The following is a 19,340-nucleotide window of genomic DNA, read 5'->3' as shown; positions in this document are numbered from 1 at the left end:
GCCGTGATACGGTTGCTGAGCAACGGCGCGGGGTGGAGCAGCTCGGTAGCTCGCTGGGCTCATAACCCAGAGGTCGCAGGTTCAAATCCTGTCCCCGCTACTGAAGTCGAAGGCCCGGATCCTCCAGGATCCGGGCCTTCGTGGTGTGCGAACTCATGTACTGGGGCGGAAGGACGGCCGCGCCGCCGTGGGGTGCCGAAGACAGCGTGTTTGACTTATCTCTCTGTGGGCATGTCGACAAAACGCTGAAGTGACCTCACGGGCTGCGATATACCGGGTGTACCCAGGCAGCAGGTGGTGCGACGATGGACGTTATGGGGGAGAAGGCAACTCTGTTCGAGACAGGACGATTTGCGCAGACTTCGTGCGAGGTGTCGTCCGGCGACGAGATGGGGGACGCCGCCGAGGAGCTGCGCCTCCGGTTCGCCGCGGAGGCCGGTGACGCCGAGGCGTCGAGTGTCCTCGGAGCCGTGCTGCTGCGCCGCGGCGACCTCGACGGGGCCGAACCCCAGCTGCGTGCCGCCACCGCGGCCGGTGACCGGGCCGCCGCCAACAACCTGGGTGTCCTGCTGCACCAGCGCGGCTACCCCGAGGAGGCCGCCGGCTGGTGGCGCATCGCCGCCGTCGCCGGCTCGGCCGCCGCGGCGCACGCCCTCGGCCGCCACCACCGCGAGCGCGGCGACGAACCCGCCGCCGAGTACTGGCTGCGCCAGTCCGCCGAGCAGGGCCACACCCTGGGCGCCTACGCGCTCGCAGACCTGCTCGAGCACCGCGCCGACGCCGGCGCCGAGCACTGGATGCGGGCCGCGGCCGAACGCGGGCACCGGGAGGCCGCGTACCGGCTGGCACGCGCGATCGACCGCAAGGCCGCCCATGAGAACGAGACCGGGACCGACGCCGCCCAGGAGACCGAGCAGTGGTACCGGCAGGCCGCCGCGCGCGGCCACCGGCGGGCAGCGCTGCAGCTCGGCGCGATCCTGGAGAAGCGCGGCGAGCTGAAAGAGGCCGGACGCTGGTACCTGACGTCCGCCAAGGACGGCGAGGCGCGCGCCGCCTGCGCCCTCGGGTTCCTGCTGCGCGATGCCGGTGACACCGAGAGCGCGGCCGTGTGGTGGCTGCGCGCCGCCCAGGACGGCGACGGCAACGCGGCCAACGCGCTGGGCGCCCTGCACGCCGAGCGAGGGGAGCCCCAGACCGCCGAGCGCTGGTACCGGGCCGCCCTGGACGCCGGGGACGACAACGGGGCGTACAACCTCGGGCTGCTCTGCGCCGAGCAGGGGCGGACCGCGCAGGCCGAGCAGTGGTACCGGCGCGCCGCGTACGCCGGACACCGGGAGGCGGCGAACGCGCTGGCCGTCCTGCTGCTCCAGGTCGGCGACACCAGCGGGGCCGAGCCGTGGTTCTCCAAGGCCGCCGAGGCGGGCAGCGTGGACGCCGCGTTCAACCTCGGGATCCTGCACGCCGGGCGCGGCGAGAACCCGGTCGCGCTGCGGTGGTACGAGCGAGCGGCGGCCGCCGGACACACCGAGGCCGCGCTGCAGGTCGGCATCGCCCGGCTGCGTGACGGCGAGGAGCGGGACGCCGAGCGGCATCTGCGGTGCGCGGCGGGCGGCGGCAGCGCGGAGGCGGCGTACCGGCTGGCCACCGTGCTCGACGCGCGCCGTCCGCCGGAGCCCGCGCACGAGCTGGGCGAGACCGTGCACGAGAAGACCGAGTGCGAGGAGTGGTACGAGCGGGCGGCCGGCCAGGGGCACCGGCGGGCCCAGGTGCGGGTCGGCATGCTCGCGGCGGCCCGGGGGGACGTCGTCGACGCGGCGCGGTGGTACCGGGTGGCGGCGGAGGCCGGTTCGCGCAACGGGGCGTTCAACCTCGGGCTGCTGCTGGCCCGCGAGGGCAGCGAGCCCGAGGCCGCGGTGTGGTGGAAGCGTGCCGCCGACGCCGGGCACGGGCGGGCGGCGCTGCGGCTGGCCCTGCTCTACGCGCGTCGCGGAGAGCTGGCCGAGGGGCAGAGGTGGGCCGACCGGGCGGTGGCACTGGGGCCCGCGGAGGTGGCCGAGCGGGCCGGACGGCTGCGGGACGCGCTGCGGGAGGAGCTGTCGGCGTGACGACGCGCCGGGCTTCGGCGGGTTCTGCCCCGCCCGCCCGACCGGGTCGGATCCCCCCGGCTCGGTCGGACAGGGAGTGGCCCGGGTCACTCGGCCCGTATCGATTTGCTTCTGCCGGCTTCCCTCACGTAGTGTCGTGTTCACCGACGCGGGGTGGAGCAGCTCGGTAGCTCGCTGGGCTCATAACCCAGAGGTCGCAGGTTCAAATCCTGTCCCCGCTACTGAAGGCCGAGGGCCGGAATCCAGAGATGGATTCCGGCCCTCGATCGTTTTCACATGAAGAGCAGCAAAAAGAGGGGGCTCGCGCCCCCTCGCCCTTGCTCTTCGCGCTTACGCGCCCGCGCAGTCCGGGCACAGCCCCCTGTACGTGACCTCCACGTCCGAGACCGTGAAGCCGAAGCGCTCCGTGTCGGGGAGGTCGGCGAGCGGGTTGCCGGTCGGGTGGACGTCCCGGATCGAGCCGCACCGGGCGCAGACCAGGTGGTGGTGCGGCCGGTGCGCGTTCGGGTCGTACCGCTTGGCGCGCTTGTCCGTGCTGACCTCGAGCACCTCACCGAGGGAGACCAGCTCGCCCAGCGTGTTGTAGACGGTGGCCCGGGAGATCTCCGGCAGCTTGGCCACGGCCCGCGCATGGACCTCGTCGGCCGTCATGTGCACGTGCTCGCCGTCGAGAACCTCGGCCACGACGCGCCGCTGCGCGGTCATCCGCCATCCGCGTCCACGCAGCCGTTCCAGAAGGTCGCTCATGGCTACCAGCCTAACAGCAGGGGGACCAGGTTCCGAATAGGTGTGACTTTGGATTCGAAATTGACTTAGACAATGTCCATTATAGGATCGAGAATGGCTTTGGCCACAGGACAGGACAGTCAGCACGACCCAGGAGGCCCGCATGACCCAGGGACCGCTCACGACGGAGGCCGGTGCTCCGGTCGCCGACAACCAGAACAGCGAGACCGCCGGCGCCGGCGGCCCGGTGCTCGTGCAGGACCAGCTGCTCCTGGAGAAGCTGGCCCGCTTCAACCGCGAACGCATCCCGGAGCGGGTGGTGCACGCCCGCGGCGCCGGGGCGTACGGCACCTTCACGGTGACCGCCGACGTCACCCGGTACACGCGTGCCGCGTTCCTCTCCGAGGTCGGCAGGCAGACGGAGACGTTCCTGCGGGTCTCCACGGTGGCGGGCAACCTGGGCGCGGCGGACGCGGTGCGCGACCCGCGCGGCTGGGCGCTGAAGTTCTACACCGAGGAGGGCAACTACGACCTCGTCGGCAACAACACGCCCGTGTTCTTCGTCCGGGACGCGATCAAGTTCCCGGACTTCATCCACACCCAGAAGCGCGATCCGTACACCGGCTCGCAGGAGGCGGACAACGTCTGGGACTTCTGGGGTCTGAGCCCCGAGTCGACGCACCAGGTGACCTGGCTGTTCGGCGACCGCGGCATCCCGGCGTCGTTCCGGCACATGAACGGCTACGGCTCGCACACCTACCAGTGGAACAACGAGGCCGGCGAGGTCTTCTGGGTCAAGTACCACTTCAAGACCGACCAGGGGATCAAGAACCTCACGCAGGAGGAGGCGAACCGGCTCGCCGGTGAGGACCCCGACTCCCACCAGCGCGACCTTCGTGAGGCGATCGAGCGCGGCGAGTTCCCGACCTGGACCGTGCAGGTGCAGATCATGCCGGCGGCGGACGCGGCGACGTACCGGTTCAACCCGTTCGACCTCACCAAGGTGTGGCCGCACGCGGACTACCCGCCGATCGAGATCGGCAAGCTGGAGCTGAACCGCAACCCGCAGAACATCTTCGCCGAGGTCGAGCAGTCGATCTTCTCGCCCGCGCACTTCGTGCCCGGCATCGGCCCGTCCCCGGACAAGATGCTCCAGGGCCGCCTGTTCGCCTACGGCGACGCGCACCGCTACCGCGTCGGCGTCAACGCCGACCATCTGCCGGTCAACCGCCCGCACGCCACCGAGGCGCGCACCCACTCCCGTGACGGCTTCCTCTACGACGGCCGACACGGCGGGGCGAAGAACTACGAGCCCAACAGCTTCGGCGGGCCGCGGCAGACGGACCGCCCGCTGTGGCAGCCCTTCGACGGGTTCACCGCCGGCACCGGCGAGCACCCGACTCCCGCGCACGCCGAGGACGACGACTTCGTCCAGGCCGGCGACCTCTACCGACTCATGTCCGAGGACGAGAAGGAGCGGTTGATCGCCAACCTCGCGGGCTTCATCGCCAAGGTCTCGCGCGAGCACATCGTCGAGCGCGCGATCGGCAACTTCCGTGCCGCGGACGCCGACTTCGGCAAGCGGCTGGAAGCGGCGGTCCGGTCCCTGCGCGGCTGAACCGCATCTGCTCCCTGCGGGCCGGCCCCCAGGTTCTCGGGGGCCGGCCCGCCCGCCGTTCACCTGCCCGCGGTGCTCAGAGCGCCGGTGCCGGTTCCCGGGCCGGGGCCCAGCAGCGGATGATGTCGCGGACCGAGACGATTCCGGCGGGCTCGCCGCGGTCGAGGACGATCAGGTGCCGGAAGCCGCCGTGGGTCATGGCGCGGGCCGCCTCCTCCAGGGTCCAGGTCGGGGCGGCGAAGACGACATCGGTGGTGGTGTGGCCGTGGGCGGTTTCGGCGTCCGGATTCTGGCCGAGGCCGACGGAGTTGAGTACGTCGCGTTCGGTGAGGATGCCTATGCCGCCGGCGTCGGGGTCCAGGACCACCGCGGCGCCGACACGGCGGGCGGACATCAGGGCTGCTGCCTGGCGGAGAGTGTGGGTGGGGCCGACGGTGAGGACCACCGTACTCATGGCGTCGCGGACCAGCATGGATGGGCCACCTCCTAGAAATCCCGGAGTTTGTTCAGAGATTCACAAGTTCACAAGTGGGGGTAGGGTCAGGGTGGCAGGTAAAGGAGGGGTCAACAAGAGGGCGCGCGACGCCACTTGAGGGCGCGCGCGGGTGTCTCCCGTGGCTCAGTGGCGCTGGTTGAGATACCCCAGCATCTCGCCGTGCAGCAGTCCGTTGGACGCGGCCGCGTTGCCGCTGTGCGGGCCCGGGCGGCCGTCGAGGCCGGTGAAGGTGCCGCCCGCCTCGGTGACGACGATCGCGGTGGCGGCCATGTCCCACAGCGAGAGCTCGGGCTCGGCGCAGATGTCCACCGAGCCCTCGGCGACCATCATGTAGGGCCAGAAGTCGCCGTACGCGCGCGTGCGCCAGACCTCGCGGGTGAGGTCGAGGAAGCCGTGCAGCCGGCGCTGCTCCTCCCAGCCGGACAGCGAGGAGTACGCGAAGGAGGCGTCCGCCAGCCGGCCGACGCGGGAGACGTGGATGCGGGACGCCGAGGTCAGGCTGCGGCCGCTGAAGGCGCCGTGGCCCTTCGCGGCCCACCAGCGGCGGTTGAGCGCGGGGGCGGAGACGACACCGACGACGGGCTGGTAGCCGCCCTCGCCCGCCTCCATCAGGGAGATGAGGGTCGCCCAGACGGGTACACCGCGGACGTAGTTCTTGGTGCCGTCGATCGGGTCGATGACCCAGCGACGCGGGCCGGTGCCCTCGATGCCGTACTCCTCGCCGAGGATCGCGTCCCTCGGGCGGGCGCGCTGGAGCTGGCCGCGGATGAGCTCTTCCGCCGCCTTGTCCGCTTCGCTGACCGGGGTCATGTCCGGCTTCGTCTCCACCTTCAGGTCGAGCGCCTTGAAGCGGGCCATGGTCGCCGCGTCGGCCGCGTCGGCGAGGACGTGGGCGAGACGGAGGTCGTCGAGGTAGTCCGGCATGTAGGGAACGGTATCTGTCGTCGCCGGTACGGGGCTACACGGGGTCTCGGGGCAGGGCGCCGGGCTGTATCGACATGCGGCTCCGCCACGGTGCGGGAGAAGCCGAGAGTGGGGGAGCGACCGGCCACGACGGACCCGCAGCCGAACAACAGTCCCCGCCCCGGCGGAGCCCATTGCTGCCGCGGACCCTTGACAGTGCATGTATGCGCGTCAAATCTGGGCGCAGAGTTGCCTGCCCCAGGGAGGCGAGGATGCCTGCTGCCCGGGAATCGCTTCTGGACGCCGCTTACACGGCGCTCGCGCGCCGGCCGTGGCCCGCGGTGCGGATGGTGGACGTGGCCGCGGCGGCCGGGGTGTCCCGGCAGACCCTGTACAACGAGTTCGGCAGCAAGGACGGACTGGCCAGGGCGCTGGTACGGCGGGAGGCCGACGGGTATCTCGCCGGCGTGGAGCGGGCCCTCGCCGCCCACAGCGACCCACGCGACCGCCTCACCGCCACCGCCGAATGGATGGCCTCGGCCGCCCGGGACAACGCCCTGGTGCGGGCCATGCTCACGGGCTGCTGGAGCGAGCGCCTGCCCGCACCGGCCCTGTCCGGCGTGCCGTCCTCCTCCGCCGTACCGGCACAGCGCCGCGCGGACGGGCCGCTGCCGTCGCCCGGCGACCTCGTGCGGATCGTGCGGGACCGGGCCGTGGTCGCCCTGTCCGGCCCCGGTGCCGCCCCCTCCGACACCGCCGAACTGGCCCTCTCCTGCGAGCTGGTCGTCCGCCTCGCCGTCTCCTGCGTGGCGGCGCCGCCGGGCGAGGGCGGGATGGCCGGCCTGGTGCGCGGCGCCCTGCATCACCAGCCTGCGTGAGCGGCGCCCTGCATCGACGGCTGGTGTGTGTGCGGGGAGCTGCATCGACGGCCGGTGTGTGTGCGACGCCTGTAGCGCCCGGCCGGTATGTGTGCGACGCCCTGTAGCGCCCTGCCGGTGTGAGCGGCGCCCGCGGCGCGGCCGGCTCGCGGGCGGCCATGCGCTCCGCTGGACATCCGGTGCGTCACCCGCGGGTCCGCCGTGGCTGGTCGCGCGGTTCGCCGCGCCCCTTCGGGGCGCTGCCGAACGGCACCGGACTTCGCCCGACCCGGCCCGCTCAGTGAGCCGAGCCCGACAGCTGGAGGCCGATCACGCCGATGATGACCATCGAGATCGAGACGATCTTCAGGGTCGACACCAGGTCGCCGAGGAAGACCATGCCGTAGATCGCCGTGCCCGCCGCGCCGATCCCGGTCCACACCGCGTACGCGGGGCCGACGTCGAGCTTCTTCAGCGAGAGGGTCAGCAGACCGAAGCTGCCCAGGGCGAAACTGGCGAACGCGACCGTCGGCCAGAGCCGGGTGAACCCGTGCGAGAGCTTGAGGCACACGGCGAAGCCGGTCTCCAGAATCCCGGCCACGACGACCAGCAGCCACGCCATGTGCTGTCCTCCCGTAGGGCCGGCTCTCCGGCTCGGTGCGATTATGCACTTACCGGCCACGGGCCCCCGCAAACAACGCGATGCTCAGTCGCCTTCCCGGCGCTCCCGCGTGGCCAGCAGCCGGCGCAGCGAGTAGAGCCGGGCCGGGTCCGCGTGGCCCTCCGCCACCCACGCGTCCAGCGCGCAGTCCGGCTCGTCGTGGCTGCACGCGCGCGGGCAGCCCGCGGTGCCCGGCTCCAGATCGGGGAACGCGTGGATCACCCGGGACGGGTCGATGTGCGCGAGCCCGAAGGAACGGACGCCCGGGGTGTCGATGACCCAGCCCTCCCCGTCGCCCAGCGGCAGGGCGAGCGCCGAGGTGGTGGTGTGCCGGCCGCGGCCCGTCACCGCGTTGACGTGTCCCGTCGTACGCCGCCGGTTCTCGGGCACGAGCGCGTTGACCAGGGTCGTCTTGCCGACGCCCGAGTGCCCCACGAACGCGGTGACCCGGCCGTCCAGATGCTCGAGCACCCGCTGCGCCGCGTCCCCGTTCTCCAGCTCCTCGCGGCTGGTGACGACGTACGGGATGTCCAGGTCGCCGTACAGCTCCAGCATTTCGTCCGGCGCGGCCAGGTCCGACTTGGTCATCACGAGCAGCGGTTCCAGGCCGCCGTCGAAGGCCGCGACCAGACACCGGTCGACCAGCCGCGGGCGCGGCTCGGGGTCGGCGAGGGCGGTGACGATCGCGAGCTGGTCGGCGTTGGCGACGACCACCCGCTCGTAGGGATCGTCGTCGTCCGCCGTACGACGCAGCAGCGAGGAACGCTCCTCGATCCGCACGATCCGTGCCAGCGTGTCCTTCTTGCCGGACAGATCGCCGACCAGCGCCACCCGGTCGCCCACCACGGCCGCCTTGCGGCCCAGTTCGCGGGCCTTCATGGCGATGACGGGACGGTCCTCGACCAGGCAGGTCAGCCGGCCCCGGTCGACGGTGAGGACCATGCCCTCCGCCGCGTCCTCGTGCTTGGGCCGGATGTTGCTCCGCGGCCGGTTGCCCTTGCGGTTGGGACGGGTCCGGATGTCGTCCTCGTCGGTGTGCTTGCCGTAGCGGCGCATGGTTCCAGTCCGCCCGTCAGTTCCCGAGCATCCCGGTCCACAGCTCGGGGAAGTCGGGCAGGGTCTTCGCCGTGGTCGCCACGTTCTCGATCTGCACGCCCTTGACCGCCAGGCCGATGATCGCGCCGGCCGTCGCCATGCGGTGGTCCTCGTAGGTGTGGAAGATCCCGCCGTGCAGCGCGCGCGGGCGGATGTGGAGGCCGTCGGCCGTCTCGGTGACGTCGCCGCCGAGTTCGTTGATCTCCTTGGTGAGCGCGGCCAGCCGGTCCGTCTCGTGCAGCCGCAGGTGGGCCACGCCCCGCAGGGTGGAGGGGGAGTCGGCGAGCGCCGCGACCGCCGCGATGCCCGGGGTCAGCTCGCCCACGTCGGACAGGTCCACGTCGATGCCGTGGACGGCACCCGAACCGGTGAACTCCAGCCCGTACTCGGTCAGTTCGCAGGAACCGCCCATCTCGGTGAAGATCTCCCGCAGCCGGTCACCCGGCTGGGTGGTCCGCTCCGGCCAGTCCGGGATCAGCACCTTGCCGCCGGTGACCAGGGCCGCCGCCAGGAACGGCTGCGCGTTCGACAGGTCCGGCTCGATGGTCAGGTCCCGGCCGAGCAGGGCGCCCGGGGTCACCCGCCACACGTTCGGCTCGCCGCCCGACTCCGGGGTGTCCACCTGGGCGCCGACCGCGCGCAGCATGTCCACCGTCATCCGGATGTGCGGCATCGAGGGCAGGGACGAGCCCGTGTGCCGGACCTCGACGCCCTGGTTGAAGCGGGGGCCGGACAGCAGCAGCGCGGAGACGAACTGCGAGGACGAGGAGGCGTCGATCGACACCGGGCCGCCCTCCAGGGCCCCGCTGCCGTGCACGGTCAGCGGCAGCGCGCCCCGGCCGTCGTCGTCGATCCGGGCGCCGAGGACGCGCAGCGCGTCGATCACGCCGTGCAGGGGACGCTCGTACGAGCGCGGGTCGCCGTCGAAGCGGATCGGGCCGTCGGCCAGCGCGGCCACCGGCGGCAGGAACCGCATCACCGTGCCGGCGTTGCCGACGTCCACCGTGGCCGGGCCGCGCAGGCCGGTGGGCAGCACCCGCCAGGCCTCTCCGGAGTCGGGGCCGCCTGTGACGGAGGAGCTGGACGACACCGTCTCCTCGATCTCCACGCCCATCGCGCGCAGCGCGCCGGCCATCAGCAGCGTGTCGCGGGAGCGCAGCGGACGGCGCAGCCAGCCGGGCTCGGACGCCAGGGCGGCGAGCACGAGGGCGCGGTTGGTGACCGACTTGGACCCGGGGACGTGGACCGTCGCGTCGACGGCTCCGCTCGCGTGCGGGGCAGGCCAGAGGGCGGGGGATTCGGGCATGGGGCCACTCTATAAGGAGGGCCGCGGGGTGGGGGTTCTCCGTGTACGGGGTGCGGGGTGTACGGGGCGCGGGCCGCCGGTCACGACTCCAGCAGCCACCCGCCCCCGCCGACCAGCGAGCACAGCGACACCGCGTGGAACAGGAACAGCCACAGCCCCGCCGGTACGTGTGTCAGGCGCGCCAGCTGGTCCGCGTCCGAGTCGCCGGCGCCTCCCCGCCGCCGCTTGGCCTGGAGCTCGAAGGCCGGCCGGACCCCACCCAGCAGCAGGAACCACACCACCACGTACGCGAACGCCGCCTGCACCTGAGGTCCCGTCAACCAGGACACCAGCAGGAACGCGCCGCCCGCCACGACCACGGTCAGCACGCCGTACGCGTTGCGGATCATCACCAGCATCACCAGCAACAGGGCGGTCGCCAACCACAGCAGCAGGGTGATGCGTCCGCCCGCCAGCAGCGCGGCTCCGCCGAGGCCCAGCAGCGGGGGCGCGGTGTAGCCCGCGGCCGCCGTGAGGATCATGCCCAGGCCGTACGGCTTGCCGCGGCTGACCGTGAGACCGCTGGTGTCGGAGTGCAGCCTGATGCCGGTGAGCTTCCGGCCGGTGATCAGGGCGATCAGGCCGTGGCCGCCTTCGTGGGCGATGGTGACGGCGTTGCGGGATATGCGCCACAGGCCGTGCGGGACGATCACGGCGAGTGCTGCGACCAGCGTGGCCAGGACCACCCACAGGTCCGGGTCGGGCTGGGTACCGGTCAGCCGGTCCCAGACGTCGGGGAGCGCGGTGGCGGCGAGGCTGTCCATGACTCCGGGTGGCTCCTGTCGTCGAGGGATGGTGGCCGGGCGGCGGGTGGGCCTGGCAGTGTGGCACGTATGTGCGGACGGTATGCATCCAGTCGTGGGCCCGAGGATCTCGCAGGAATCTTCGAGATCGAGAAGTGGGAGCCCGAGGAGACCCTCGAGCCGGACTACAACGTGGCTCCGACCAAGGAGGTCTACGCCGTCCTCGACCGTCCTCTGAAAGACGCGGAATCGTCGCGTCCGGTTCGCCAGCTGCGCACGCTGAAGTGGGGGCTCGTGCCCTCCTGGGCCAAGACGCCCGAGGGCGGCGCCCGGATGATCAACGCGCGCGCGGAGACCGTGCACGAGAAGCCGGCCTACCGCCGCGCCTTCGCCGCCCGGCGCTGCGTCATCCCCGCCGACGGCTACTACGAGTGGGTCACCGGCAAGGACGAGCGGGACCTCGAGGTCGAGGGCAAGAAGAAGCGGCCGCGCAAGCAGCCGTACTTCGTGCTGCCCGCCGACGGCTCGGTGTTCGCGATGGCCGGCCTGTACGAGTTCTGGCGCGACCGCACCCTGCCCGACGACCACCCGGGGGCCTGGTGGGTGACCTGCTCGGTGATCACCACCGAGGCCGAGACGAGCCCGCTCGCCGTCGCCCCCGCCGAGGGCCCGCACACGCTCGCCGAGATCCACCCCCGCATGCCGCTGATGCTCACCCCGGACCGCTGGGACGCCTGGCTGGACCCCGCCCGCACGGACCCGGACGCCCTGCGCGACCTGCTGGCCCCGCCGCCCGAGGGCCTGATGCGCGCCTACCCCGTCTCCACGGCCGTCAGCAACGTCCGCAACAACGGCCCGGAGCTGCTGAAGGAGCTGGAGGGGCCGGAAGCGGGCACGCTCTTCTAGCCTTCTGGTTCTAGCCTTCTGATGTGATCGAGATTGTCGAGACCGACGCCGGGACCGCACGCATCACCTGGCACCGGGCGAAGAAGGCACGGCTGGTGCTGGCGCTCAGTCATGGGGCCGGAGGCGGCATCGAGGCGCGGGACCTGCGGGCACTGGCCGGGGTGCTCCCGGAACACGGTGTGACCGTGGCCCTCGTCGAGCAGCCCTGGCGGGTCGCGGGCAAGAAGGTCGCGCCCGCGCCGAAGACCCTGGACAGCGGCTGGCGCGGCATCTGGCCCGCCCTGGCCGGGATGGAGCTGCCGGTGATCTCCGGCGGCCGCAGCGCCGGTGCCCGCGTCGCCTGCCGCACCGCCACCGAGCTGGGCGCCCGTGCCGTGCTCGCGCTCAGCTTCCCGCTGCACCCACCGGGCAGACCGGAGAGGTCCCGCGCCGACGAGCTGCTCGGGGCCGGGGTGCCCACGCTGGTCGTCCAGGGCGGCAACGACCCCTTCGGGAAGCCGGAGGAGTTCCCCGAGGGCTCGTACACGCTGGTCGAGGTGGCGTACGGCGATCACGGGTTCGCCGTGCCGAAGCGCGCGGAGATCACCCAGGAACAGGCGCTGGAGATCGTCACCGACGGCGTTGTGGAGTGGGTCACGTCACTCGGGTGACCCCCGGGAATGTTGCGCCGCGGATCCCTGTTGAGGCGGAAAGGAGTGCTGGAGCGCCGGCACCGACGTCTGGAGAGAGGAAGACCGCCGCATGGGTTCTGCCATCTGCCCTCCCGTCGGCCACCACCCCGTGGACGGGCTTCGTCCGGCAGGGTCTGAATCGACCCGCGGCAGCAGCGCTGACCTGGACTGGACGGTACTGCGCGCGGCCAAGACCGCTCCCATTCGAGCGGCGGCGGGCACGGGTCGTGTTCTATCCTCCGAAACGAGCGGAACCGGTTTCGGTCCCGCCCGGGATCTTGAGGAGGTGGGTCCGGTCACTGGGACCGACGCAGGGACCGACAACGGCCAGGCGGAGCTGCCCGAGGGCCAGGGCATGAGCGCGGATACGTCCGGGACGAGTCCCGAGTCCGGCTCGGAGCGCAGTGCGCGCTTCGAGCGGGATGCGCTGGAATACCTTGACCAGATGTACTCGGCGGCGCTGCGCATGACCCGCAACCCGGCCGACGCCGAGGACCTGGTGCAGGAGACGTACGCCAAGGCGTACGCGTCCTTCCACCAGTTCCGTGAGGGCACCAACCTCAAGGCGTGGCTGTACCGGATCCTCACCAACACCTTCATCAACTCGTACCGCAAGAAGCAGCGCGAACCCCAGCGCAGCGCGGCCGAGGAGATCGAGGACTGGCAGCTGGCGCGCGCCGAGTCGCACATGTCGACCGGTCTGCGCTCCGCGGAGTCGCAGGCGCTTGACCACCTGCCCGACTCGGACGTGAAGGAAGCGCTGCAGGCGATCCCCGAGGAGTTCCGCATCGCCGTCTATCTCGCGGACGTAGAGGGCTTTGCGTACAAGGAGATCGCGGACATCATGGGGACACCCATCGGTACGGTGATGTCCCGGCTGCACCGGGGCCGCCGTCAACTGCGCGGCATGCTCGAGGACTACGCACGCGAGCGCGGACTGGTCCCTGCGGGCGCCGGAGAGTCGAACGAAGCGAAAGGTTCGGACTCATGAGCTGCGGAGATCCGCACGAGACGGACTGCGGTGAGGTCCTCGACCACCTCTACGAGTTCCTCGACAGCGAGATGCCGGACGTCGATCGCGACAAGTTCCAGCACCACTTCGAGGAATGCTCGCCGTGCCTGGAGAAGTACGGCCTGGAGCAGGCCGTGAAGAAGCTGGTCAAGCGGTGCTGCGGGCATGACGACGTACCCGCCGACCTCCGCTCGAAGGTCATGGGACGGATCGATCTGATCCGCTCCGGGCAGACCGTGCCCGAGCACGACGTGACGGCCACGGCTCAGGAGAGCTGACCACCGGCTTCACCCGAACGTGCTAATCCTCGGGTCGTCAGCCCCGCCCCCCGATCCTCGCCCCTAGGCTCCGAGCCCGGACAGGCAAGGTCGGGGGAGGGGCGCGATGGAGGCGGTTCCGGCGAGGGCGCGGGCCTATGTGGCCTGCGTCGGCCTGATGGCGGTGCTCTGCGTCCTGCCCGTGCCGGCCACGCGCACCCCCTGGTGGGCGCTCGCCCTGCTCGCCGCGCTCTACGCGGTCTGCGAGCAGGGCGTACGGCGCCGCTTCGGCGGCACGTTCTACCCCGTCCTGCTCGCCGGGGCGTTCCTGCTGCCCCCGTCCGCCGCCGCGCTCGTCCCGCTGCCCGCGGCGCTGCTCTCCTGCGTGGAGCGTCCGCCCGCGCTGCTGCGCCGGGTGTGGAGGGCCGCGCGGCCCTCGCTCGCGGTGTGGGGCGCCGCCGAGGTGCACTGGGCGCTCGACGGCCGCGACGCCGTCTCCGCCTGCCACTTCCCGTACGTCCTCGTGCCCGCCGGGGCGGCCGTCCTCGCGTTCTGCGTGGTGCTCACCCTCCTCGACGGCGGCATCCTCGCCACAGCCGACCGGGTGCCGCTGCGGCGGGCCTGGCACGGACTGTTCGCGCGCTGCCTCGCCCCGGTCGCCGTGCACGGACTCGCCGGGCTGATGATGGCCGTGCTGTGGCGCAGCCCCTACGGGCCCGTCGCCGCGCTGCTCGTGCTGCTGCCGATGGGCGTCTCCAGCTGGGTGTTCGCCCAGTACCACCGGGAGCGGGCCGCCCACCAGGCCACCATCCGCGCGCTGGTGCAGGCCGTCGACATCAAGGACGGGTACACCCGCGGCCACAGCGAGCGGGTCGGGCAGGCCTCCGTGATGATCGGCCGCGAACTCGGCATGGACGACGAACGCGTCGAGGTGCTGCGCTTCGCCGGCATCCTGCACGACGTCGGCAAGCTCGGCGTGCCCACCCGGCTGCTGCGCAAGGACGGCCCGCTGACCCCCGAGGAGCGGCGGATCATCGAACTGCACCCCGAGTACGGCCACGAGATGGTCCGCGGGATCTCCTTCCTCGGCGAGGCCCGCGCGGCGATCCTGCACCACCACGAACGGCTCGACGGCAGCGGCTACCCCTACGGCCTGTCCGGCCCGCAGATCCCCGAGTCCGCCCGCGTGGTCGCCGTCGCCGACGCCTTCGACGCGATGACCTCCACCCGCTCCTACAGCAGGGCCCGCCCGGTCGAGGCGGCCCTCACCGAGCTGGAGCGCTGCGCGGGCTCCCAGTTCGACCCGCACATGGTCAGGGCACTCGTGCGGGCCCTGCGCCGGTTCGGCTGGCACCCGGCCGTCACCGCCGACGAACCCGCGTACCGGCAGCCGTCGCAGAAGCCCGCGCACAGCAGGTCGGGGGCGGGCCGATGACCAGCCGCAGCCGCAGTCACAGACGTACCCGCCCCCGCCCCCACTCCCGCACCCGGGCCCGCCGATGACCGCCCGACGGGTCATCCACGGCTCCGCTGTGCTCGTCGCGGCCGTCTCCTTCGCCGCCACCCTGTGGACCGGCATCGACGAACCGGGCGTGGCCCTCGCCTTCGGGGTGCTCATAGCCGTCGGCGAGCTGACCCGCTGGAGCGACGCCCAGGTACGGCAGGCCGCGCCGCTGGGCACCGCCGGATCCCTGTCGTACGCCCTGCTGGGCTCCGTCGCCGGACACCCCGCGCAGCACGACGCCGCCCAGGTCGTCACCGTCGTCCTCGCCGCCTCCCTGCTCGGCGGCGTCCCGCACATCTGGATGGGCCGCACCCCGACCCTCGACCACCTGGCGCGCCGCGTCCTCTCCGTCGGCTTCGCCGCGGTCTGCTTCCAACCTCTTTACGACCAGGGGGTGTTCACGACCTGGGACGGCCCCGCGTACGCCCTGCTGCTCATCGCCCTGCTCGTCCTCACCGCGCTGTGCGACGCCGTCCTCGCCGCCGCCCTCGCCCGCTTCCGCACCGGCTGGCCCTTCGGCCCGCTGCTGCGCGACGAACTGCGCGGACTGCTCGGCATCGGCTCCGCGGTGTGCGCGACCGGTGCGGTGATCGCCCTCGCGGTCGCCGTCACCGGGCTGTGGGCGCTGCCGCTGTTCTGCCTGCCGCTGCTCCTCACGCAGCTGTCCGTCCGCCGCTACGCCGCAGTGCGCGCCACCTACCGGCAGACCATCGCCTCCCTCGCCCGCGCCACCGAGATAGCCGGCTGCACCCCCTCCGGGCACGCCCACCGCGTCGCCGCCCTCAGCCGGGCCGTCGGCCGCGACCTGGGCCTTTCGGGGCCCGAGCTGACCGTCCTGGAGTACGCGGCCCTGATGCACGACATCGGTCAGCTCAGCCTGGTCGACCCGGTCCCGGCGGGTGCCACGGCCGCCCTGTCGCGGCAGGAGCAGCGGCGCATCGCACTGCTCGGCGGGGCCGTCGTACGGCAGACGGGCGTGGACGCGGCGGTGGCCGTCGTGGTCGAGCGGCAGGCGGACCCCTGTCGGGAACAGCCGGTCGCCGCGCGGATCGTGCGGACCGTGAACGCGTACGAGGAGAAGGCCCGGGACGCCGGGCCCGAGGGGCCGCTCAGGGCCCTGGAGGAGCTGCGGCTGGCGACCGCCGGGGACTACGCTCCCGAAGTGGTGGAGTCCCTCGCCCGGGTTCTGTCCCGGCACTGGGGCGGTGGAATGCCGGCGTCCCGTGCTCGCACGACGGCGGTCGACGGGTGGGCCTGACCTTGCCCGTGACGGGGTAACCCATGGGTAATGAGCGGCCCTCCCGCCGCACGTGGTTGGATGCGAGGGAGAGGGTGTCCGGGGGCACAAGCCAGCCCACTGTGCGGAACTGGAACTGGCAGGCGGGAATCGTGAGGATCTTCGGCAAGGGACGGCACCGGCCCTCCGCCTCCTGGCGGCAGGCGACCGACCGCGCGTTCACGCTCATCGGCGACGGTCGCTACGAGGACGCGGGCGAACTGCTGACACGCGCCGCCGACCTGGAGCCCTGGCTGTCCGAGTCCTGGTTCAACCTCGCCCTGCTGCACAAGTTCCGGCACGACTGGGAGCAGGCCCGCGCCGCCGGACTGCGCGCGGTGGCCCTCCTCGACAAGGCGACCGGCGCCCCCGACTGGTGGAACGTCGGCATCGCCGCGACCGCCCTGCAGGACTGGCCGCTGGCCCGCCGGGCCTGGCAGGCCTACGGACTCCGGGTCCCCGGCGGTGTCTCCCGGCCCAAGCCCGGCGGAGGCTCCACCGCGACCGGCGAGCCGCTCGGCATGGAGCTGGGCAGCGCGGCCGTGCGGCTCTCCCCGGAGGGCGAGGCCGAGGTCGTGTGGGGCCGCAGGCTGGACCCGGCCCGTATCGAGGTGCTGTCCATCCCGCTTCCCTCGTCCGGGCGGCGCTGGGGCGAGGTCGTGCTGCACGACGGCGTCCCGCACGGCGAGCGGACGACGTCCGCCGGGCACTCCTACCCGGTGTTCGACGAGATCGAGCTGTGGGCGCCCTCGCCCGTGCCCACCTGGGTGGTTCTGCTGGAGGCGGCCACCGAGGCGGACCGGGACGCGCTGGAGCAGCTGGCCGCCGACGCGGGGTTCGCCGCGGAGGACTGGTCCTCCTCGGTGCGGCTGCTGTGCCGGATGTGTTCGGAGTCACGGATGCCCGCGGACGAGGGGGAGGGCATCCACCTCGATCCGCACGATCACAGTGAGCCCGGTCATCCCGGACCGCTGGGGCACCGGACGGACGGGCAGTTGTGGGTGCCCGAGCGGGAGTGCGGGGTGGCCGCGCCGGCTTCGCTGGTGAGGGGGTTGCTGGACGGGTGGGTCGCGGACAGCCCGGATTCGCGTGACTGGCGGGATCTCGAAGAGGTGTGCTGAGACCGCCGGCCGGCTGCGGATCCGTTGTGGCTGGTCGCGCAGTTCCCCGCGCCCCTTACGGGGCCCGGCCCCGTACCCTGTATCAGCTGTCTACTCAGAGTTCTTGTTCAGGAAGGCATACGTCGGTCATGGCGCAGCAGGACACCCATCAGCAGCACGCGGGCGTGCTCCCCGTCGACGACGAGGGGTACGTCGTCGACACGGAGGACTGCGAGGAACGCGAGCAGGACTGGCGTGAGCGGGGCACCTCGCGGCCGATCACGGTCGTCGGCAACCCGGTGCTGCACAAGGAGTGCAAGGACGTCACCGAGTTCGGCGCGGAACTGGAGCAGCTGGTCGCGGACATGTTCGCCAGCCAGCGCACCGCCGAAGGTGTGGGCCTGGCCGCCAACCAGATCGGTGTGGACCTGAAGGTCTTCGTCTACGACTGCCAGGACGACGAGGGCGTCCGCCACGTCGGCGTGGTCTGCAACCCCAAGCTGGTCGACCTGCCCGCCGACCGGCGCCACCTGGACGAGAGCAACGAGGGCTGCCTGTCCGTACCGACGGCGTACGCCCCGCTCGCGCGTCCCGACTACGCCGAGGTGACCGGCCAGGACGAGAAGGGCAACCCGGTCAAGGTCCGCGGCACCGGCTACTTCGCCCGGTGTCTGCAGCACGAGACCGACCACCTGTACGGCTACCTCTACATCGACCGCCTGTCCAAGCGGGACCGGAAGGACGCGCTGCGGCAGATGGCCGAGAACGAGCCGCGCTACCCCGTGGTCGCCAACGACTGAGACGGTCGGACGAGCCGTACGCCGCGGACGTCCGCGAACCGTACGGGAGCAGCGACGACGCCCGTCTTCGACCGCTGTGGTGACGGACCGAGCGGCAGCGGGGAGCGACTCCTCGTACCGGTGCGCGTTCAGGCGGCCTGCGGGCCCCGGAACGCGCGCCGGTAGGCGTTCGGGGTCGTGCCCAGCGCGCGGACGAACTGGTGGCGCAGCGCGGCCGCCGTGCCGAAGCCGGTGCGCGCGGCGATCGCGTCCATCGTCCCGTCCGTTCCCTCCAGCAACTCCTGTGCCAGCAGCACCCGTTGACGCAGGATCCAGCGGTACGGCGTGGTCCCCGTCTCCTGCTGGAAGCGGCGGGCGAAGGTGCGCGGCGCCATGTGCGCGCGGGCGGCGAGCTGTTCGACGGTCACTTCCTCGTCCAGGTGCTCCTCCATCCACGCCAGGACCTCGCCGACGGTGTCGCAGCGGCTCCTGGGCAGCGGCCGCTCGATGTACTGCGCCTGTCCGCCGTCCCGGTGCGGCGGTACGACCATCCGCCGGGCGATCTTGTTGGCCACCTCGGGGCCCTGCTCCTTGCGTACGAGGTGGAGACAGGCGTCGATGCCGGCGGCGGTGCCGGCGGAGGTGATCACCGGGTCCTCGTCGACGTAGAGGACGTCCGGCTCGACACAGAGCCCGGGATAGCGGCGGGCGAGCTGCGCGGCGTGGTGCCAGTGCACCGCGCACCGGCGCCCGTCCAGCAGCCCCGCGGCCGCCAGCACGAACACCCCGGAGCAGACGCTGAGCACCCGCGCGCCGCGCGCGACCGCCCTGCGCAGCGCCTCCAGCAGCTCCTCCGGATACTCCCGTACCGCATAGGTCTCGCCCGCCGGCACGGCGATCAGATCGGCCTCCTCCAGTCGCTCCAGGCCGTGCGGGGTCGACATCGTGAACCCGCAGTGGGTGTTCAGCACGGGCCCCTCCGCCGAGACCACGGCGAAGTCGTACTCCGGCAGCCCCTCGTCGCTGCGGTCGATGCCGAACACCTCGCACACGACGCCCAGCTCGAAGGGGTGCACGCCGTCCAGCAGCACCGCGGCCACGTTCTTCAGCATGCTGCCAGTGTGCCTCGACGGTGGCAGTAAATCGAGGGTGTGCGGCAGTCCTGCCACTCCCGGTAAGGAGCATCAGGCAGGACAGTGGTGTCCATGAACGGAAACCAGATCGAAGGCCTCATCGGAATGCTCGCGACCCTCGGGATCCTGGTCCTCCTGGTCCTCCCGTCCGTG

The 19,340-nt window shown here is 72.2% G+C and carries 19 protein-coding genes and 2 tRNA genes; 13 read left to right on the top strand and 8 right to left on the bottom strand.

Annotated features, from left to right (window positions below; translation table 11 throughout):
• Positions 1–26: 26 nt before the first annotated feature.
• The 3 genes from ACWD5D_RS33455 (at position 27) to ACWD5D_RS33445 (ending at position 2,326) form a co-directional block, all read left to right on the top strand.
• A tRNA-Met gene (locus ACWD5D_RS33455) sits at positions 27–100 on the top strand.
• Positions 101–305: 205 nt separating this feature from the next.
• Positions 306–2,105 carry a tetratricopeptide repeat protein gene (locus tag ACWD5D_RS33450; RefSeq protein ID WP_451376545.1) on the top strand — a complete coding sequence of 600 codons (1,800 nt, stop codon included), beginning with the start codon at positions 306–308 and terminating at the stop codon, positions 2,103–2,105.
• 147 nt (positions 2,106–2,252) lie between these two features.
• Positions 2,253–2,326: transfer RNA gene (locus ACWD5D_RS33445), tRNA-Met, on the top strand.
• 109 nt (positions 2,327–2,435) lie between these two features.
• Here ACWD5D_RS33445 and ACWD5D_RS33440 read toward each other — a convergent pair.
• On the bottom strand, positions 2,436–2,852 hold the full coding sequence (locus ACWD5D_RS33440; protein ID WP_451376544.1) for a Fur family transcriptional regulator: 417 nt from the start codon (positions 2,850–2,852) through the stop codon (positions 2,436–2,438).
• A 142-nt stretch (positions 2,853–2,994) separates the two neighbouring features.
• On the opposite strand from ACWD5D_RS33440, the gene ACWD5D_RS33435 reads away from it, so the two are divergent.
• Complete coding sequence (locus tag ACWD5D_RS33435) at positions 2,995–4,449, top strand: catalase (RefSeq protein ID WP_451376543.1); 1,455 nt, start codon at positions 2,995–2,997, stop codon at positions 4,447–4,449.
• Between the two features lie 76 nt (positions 4,450–4,525).
• Here the strand turns inward: ACWD5D_RS33435 and ACWD5D_RS33430 are convergent, their stop codons facing one another.
• On the bottom strand, positions 4,526–4,921 hold the full coding sequence (locus ACWD5D_RS33430; protein ID WP_451376542.1) for a CBS domain-containing protein: 396 nt from the start codon (positions 4,919–4,921) through the stop codon (positions 4,526–4,528).
• A gap of 147 nt (positions 4,922–5,068) precedes the next feature.
• Entirely contained in the window at positions 5,069–5,869 is an 801-nt protein-coding gene (hisN, locus tag ACWD5D_RS33425) for a histidinol-phosphatase (RefSeq protein WP_451376541.1), read from the bottom strand.
• A gap of 251 nt (positions 5,870–6,120) precedes the next feature.
• Here hisN and ACWD5D_RS33420 point away from each other — a divergent pair, with 251 nt between their 5' ends.
• A complete protein-coding gene (locus ACWD5D_RS33420; RefSeq protein WP_451376540.1) occupies positions 6,121–6,726 on the top strand; it encodes a TetR/AcrR family transcriptional regulator in 606 nt (201 codons plus the stop codon).
• A 277-nt stretch (positions 6,727–7,003) separates the two neighbouring features.
• Here ACWD5D_RS33420 and ACWD5D_RS33415 read toward each other — a convergent pair whose 3' ends face one another.
• From ACWD5D_RS33415 to ACWD5D_RS33400, 4 genes are all read right to left on the bottom strand, one after another.
• Positions 7,004–7,327, bottom strand: coding sequence for a DMT family transporter (locus tag ACWD5D_RS33415; RefSeq protein ID WP_451376539.1), 324 nt, complete (start codon positions 7,325–7,327; stop codon positions 7,004–7,006).
• An 84-nt stretch (positions 7,328–7,411) separates the two neighbouring features.
• Positions 7,412–8,422 carry a ribosome small subunit-dependent GTPase A gene (rsgA, locus tag ACWD5D_RS33410; RefSeq protein WP_451376538.1) on the bottom strand — a complete coding sequence of 337 codons (1,011 nt, stop codon included), beginning with the start codon at positions 8,420–8,422 and terminating at the stop codon, positions 7,412–7,414.
• 16 nt (positions 8,423–8,438) lie between these two features.
• On the bottom strand, positions 8,439–9,767 hold the full coding sequence (aroA, locus tag ACWD5D_RS33405) for a 3-phosphoshikimate 1-carboxyvinyltransferase (RefSeq protein ID WP_451376537.1): 1,329 nt from the start codon (positions 9,765–9,767) through the stop codon (positions 8,439–8,441).
• Between the two features lie 80 nt (positions 9,768–9,847).
• Positions 9,848–10,570 (bottom strand): M50 family metallopeptidase, encoded by a 723-nt coding sequence (locus tag ACWD5D_RS33400; RefSeq protein ID WP_451376536.1) that lies wholly within the window; start codon positions 10,568–10,570, stop codon positions 9,848–9,850.
• 69 nt (positions 10,571–10,639) lie between these two features.
• Between ACWD5D_RS33400 and ACWD5D_RS33395 the strand changes: the two genes are divergently transcribed.
• The 8 genes from ACWD5D_RS33395 to def all read left to right on the top strand — a co-directional run bounded on the left by ACWD5D_RS33395 (position 10,640) and on the right by def (position 18,075).
• Complete coding sequence (locus ACWD5D_RS33395; RefSeq protein WP_451376535.1) at positions 10,640–11,455, top strand: SOS response-associated peptidase; 816 nt, start codon at positions 10,640–10,642, stop codon at positions 11,453–11,455.
• A gap of 23 nt (positions 11,456–11,478) precedes the next feature.
• Complete coding sequence (locus ACWD5D_RS33390; protein WP_451376534.1) at positions 11,479–12,105, top strand: alpha/beta hydrolase family protein; 627 nt, start codon at positions 11,479–11,481, stop codon at positions 12,103–12,105.
• Between the two features lie 307 nt (positions 12,106–12,412).
• A complete protein-coding gene (locus ACWD5D_RS33385; protein WP_451376533.1) occupies positions 12,413–13,117 on the top strand; it encodes a sigma-70 family RNA polymerase sigma factor in 705 nt (234 codons plus the stop codon).
• On the top strand, positions 13,114–13,416 hold the full coding sequence (rsrA, locus tag ACWD5D_RS33380; protein WP_451376532.1) for a mycothiol system anti-sigma-R factor: 303 nt from the start codon (positions 13,114–13,116) through the stop codon (positions 13,414–13,416). The genes ACWD5D_RS33385 and rsrA overlap by 4 nt, the downstream gene beginning before the upstream one ends.
• 106 nt (positions 13,417–13,522) lie before the next feature.
• The gene (locus ACWD5D_RS33375) at positions 13,523–14,830 is read left to right on the top strand and encodes an HD-GYP domain-containing protein (protein ID WP_451376531.1); all 1,308 of its coding nucleotides are present in this window, start codon (positions 13,523–13,525) and stop codon (positions 14,828–14,830) included.
• A gap of 64 nt (positions 14,831–14,894) precedes the next feature.
• Positions 14,895–16,157: an HD-GYP domain-containing protein gene (locus tag ACWD5D_RS33370; RefSeq protein ID WP_451376530.1), complete on the top strand. Its 1,263-nt coding sequence runs from the start codon at positions 14,895–14,897 to the stop codon at positions 16,155–16,157.
• Between the two features lie 131 nt (positions 16,158–16,288).
• Positions 16,289–17,296: a tetratricopeptide repeat protein gene (locus ACWD5D_RS33365; protein WP_451376529.1), complete on the top strand. Its 1,008-nt coding sequence runs from the start codon at positions 16,289–16,291 to the stop codon at positions 17,294–17,296.
• A 128-nt stretch (positions 17,297–17,424) separates the two neighbouring features.
• Positions 17,425–18,075, top strand: coding sequence for a peptide deformylase (def, locus tag ACWD5D_RS33360; protein ID WP_451376528.1), 651 nt, complete (start codon positions 17,425–17,427; stop codon positions 18,073–18,075).
• A 128-nt stretch (positions 18,076–18,203) separates the two neighbouring features.
• On the opposite strand, the gene ACWD5D_RS33355 is transcribed toward def, so the two are convergent.
• Positions 18,204–19,166: a GlxA family transcriptional regulator gene (locus tag ACWD5D_RS33355; protein WP_451376527.1), complete on the bottom strand. Its 963-nt coding sequence runs from the start codon at positions 19,164–19,166 to the stop codon at positions 18,204–18,206.
• Positions 19,167–19,340 lie beyond the last annotated feature (174 nt).

The sequence above is a fragment of the Streptomyces sp. NPDC002520 genome (genome assembly GCF_053595235.1).
The sequence above is the reverse complement of the archived record's forward strand: the minus strand, read 5'-3'. Positions and strand labels throughout refer to the sequence as shown.

Coding starts and splice junctions, on each gene's coding strand:
- ACWD5D_RS33450 (WP_451376545.1), top strand. CDS start 306: ATGGACGTTATGGGGGAGAAGGCAACTCTGTTCGAGACAGGACGATTT.
- ACWD5D_RS33440 (WP_451376544.1), bottom strand. CDS start 2,852: ATGAGCGACCTTCTGGAACGGCTGCGTGGACGCGGATGGCGGATGACC.
- ACWD5D_RS33435 (WP_451376543.1), top strand. CDS start 2,995: ATGACCCAGGGACCGCTCACGACGGAGGCCGGTGCTCCGGTCGCCGAC.
- ACWD5D_RS33430 (WP_451376542.1), bottom strand. CDS start 4,921: ATGCTGGTCCGCGACGCCATGAGTACGGTGGTCCTCACCGTCGGCCCC.
- hisN (WP_451376541.1), bottom strand. CDS start 5,869: ATGCCGGACTACCTCGACGACCTCCGTCTCGCCCACGTCCTCGCCGAC.
- ACWD5D_RS33420 (WP_451376540.1), top strand. CDS start 6,121: ATGCCTGCTGCCCGGGAATCGCTTCTGGACGCCGCTTACACGGCGCTC.
- ACWD5D_RS33415 (WP_451376539.1), bottom strand. CDS start 7,327: ATGGCGTGGCTGCTGGTCGTCGTGGCCGGGATTCTGGAGACCGGCTTC.
- rsgA (WP_451376538.1), bottom strand. CDS start 8,422: ATGCGCCGCTACGGCAAGCACACCGACGAGGACGACATCCGGACCCGT.
- aroA (WP_451376537.1), bottom strand. CDS start 9,767: ATGCCCGAATCCCCCGCCCTCTGGCCTGCCCCGCACGCGAGCGGAGCC.
- ACWD5D_RS33400 (WP_451376536.1), bottom strand. CDS start 10,570: ATGGACAGCCTCGCCGCCACCGCGCTCCCCGACGTCTGGGACCGGCTG.
- ACWD5D_RS33395 (WP_451376535.1), top strand. CDS start 10,640: ATGTGCGGACGGTATGCATCCAGTCGTGGGCCCGAGGATCTCGCAGGA.
- rsrA (WP_451376532.1), top strand. CDS start 13,114: ATGAGCTGCGGAGATCCGCACGAGACGGACTGCGGTGAGGTCCTCGAC.
- ACWD5D_RS33375 (WP_451376531.1), top strand. CDS start 13,523: ATGGAGGCGGTTCCGGCGAGGGCGCGGGCCTATGTGGCCTGCGTCGGC.
- ACWD5D_RS33370 (WP_451376530.1), top strand. CDS start 14,895: ATGACCGCCCGACGGGTCATCCACGGCTCCGCTGTGCTCGTCGCGGCC.
- def (WP_451376528.1), top strand. CDS start 17,425: ATGGCGCAGCAGGACACCCATCAGCAGCACGCGGGCGTGCTCCCCGTC.
- ACWD5D_RS33355 (WP_451376527.1), bottom strand. CDS start 19,166: ATGCTGAAGAACGTGGCCGCGGTGCTGCTGGACGGCGTGCACCCCTTC.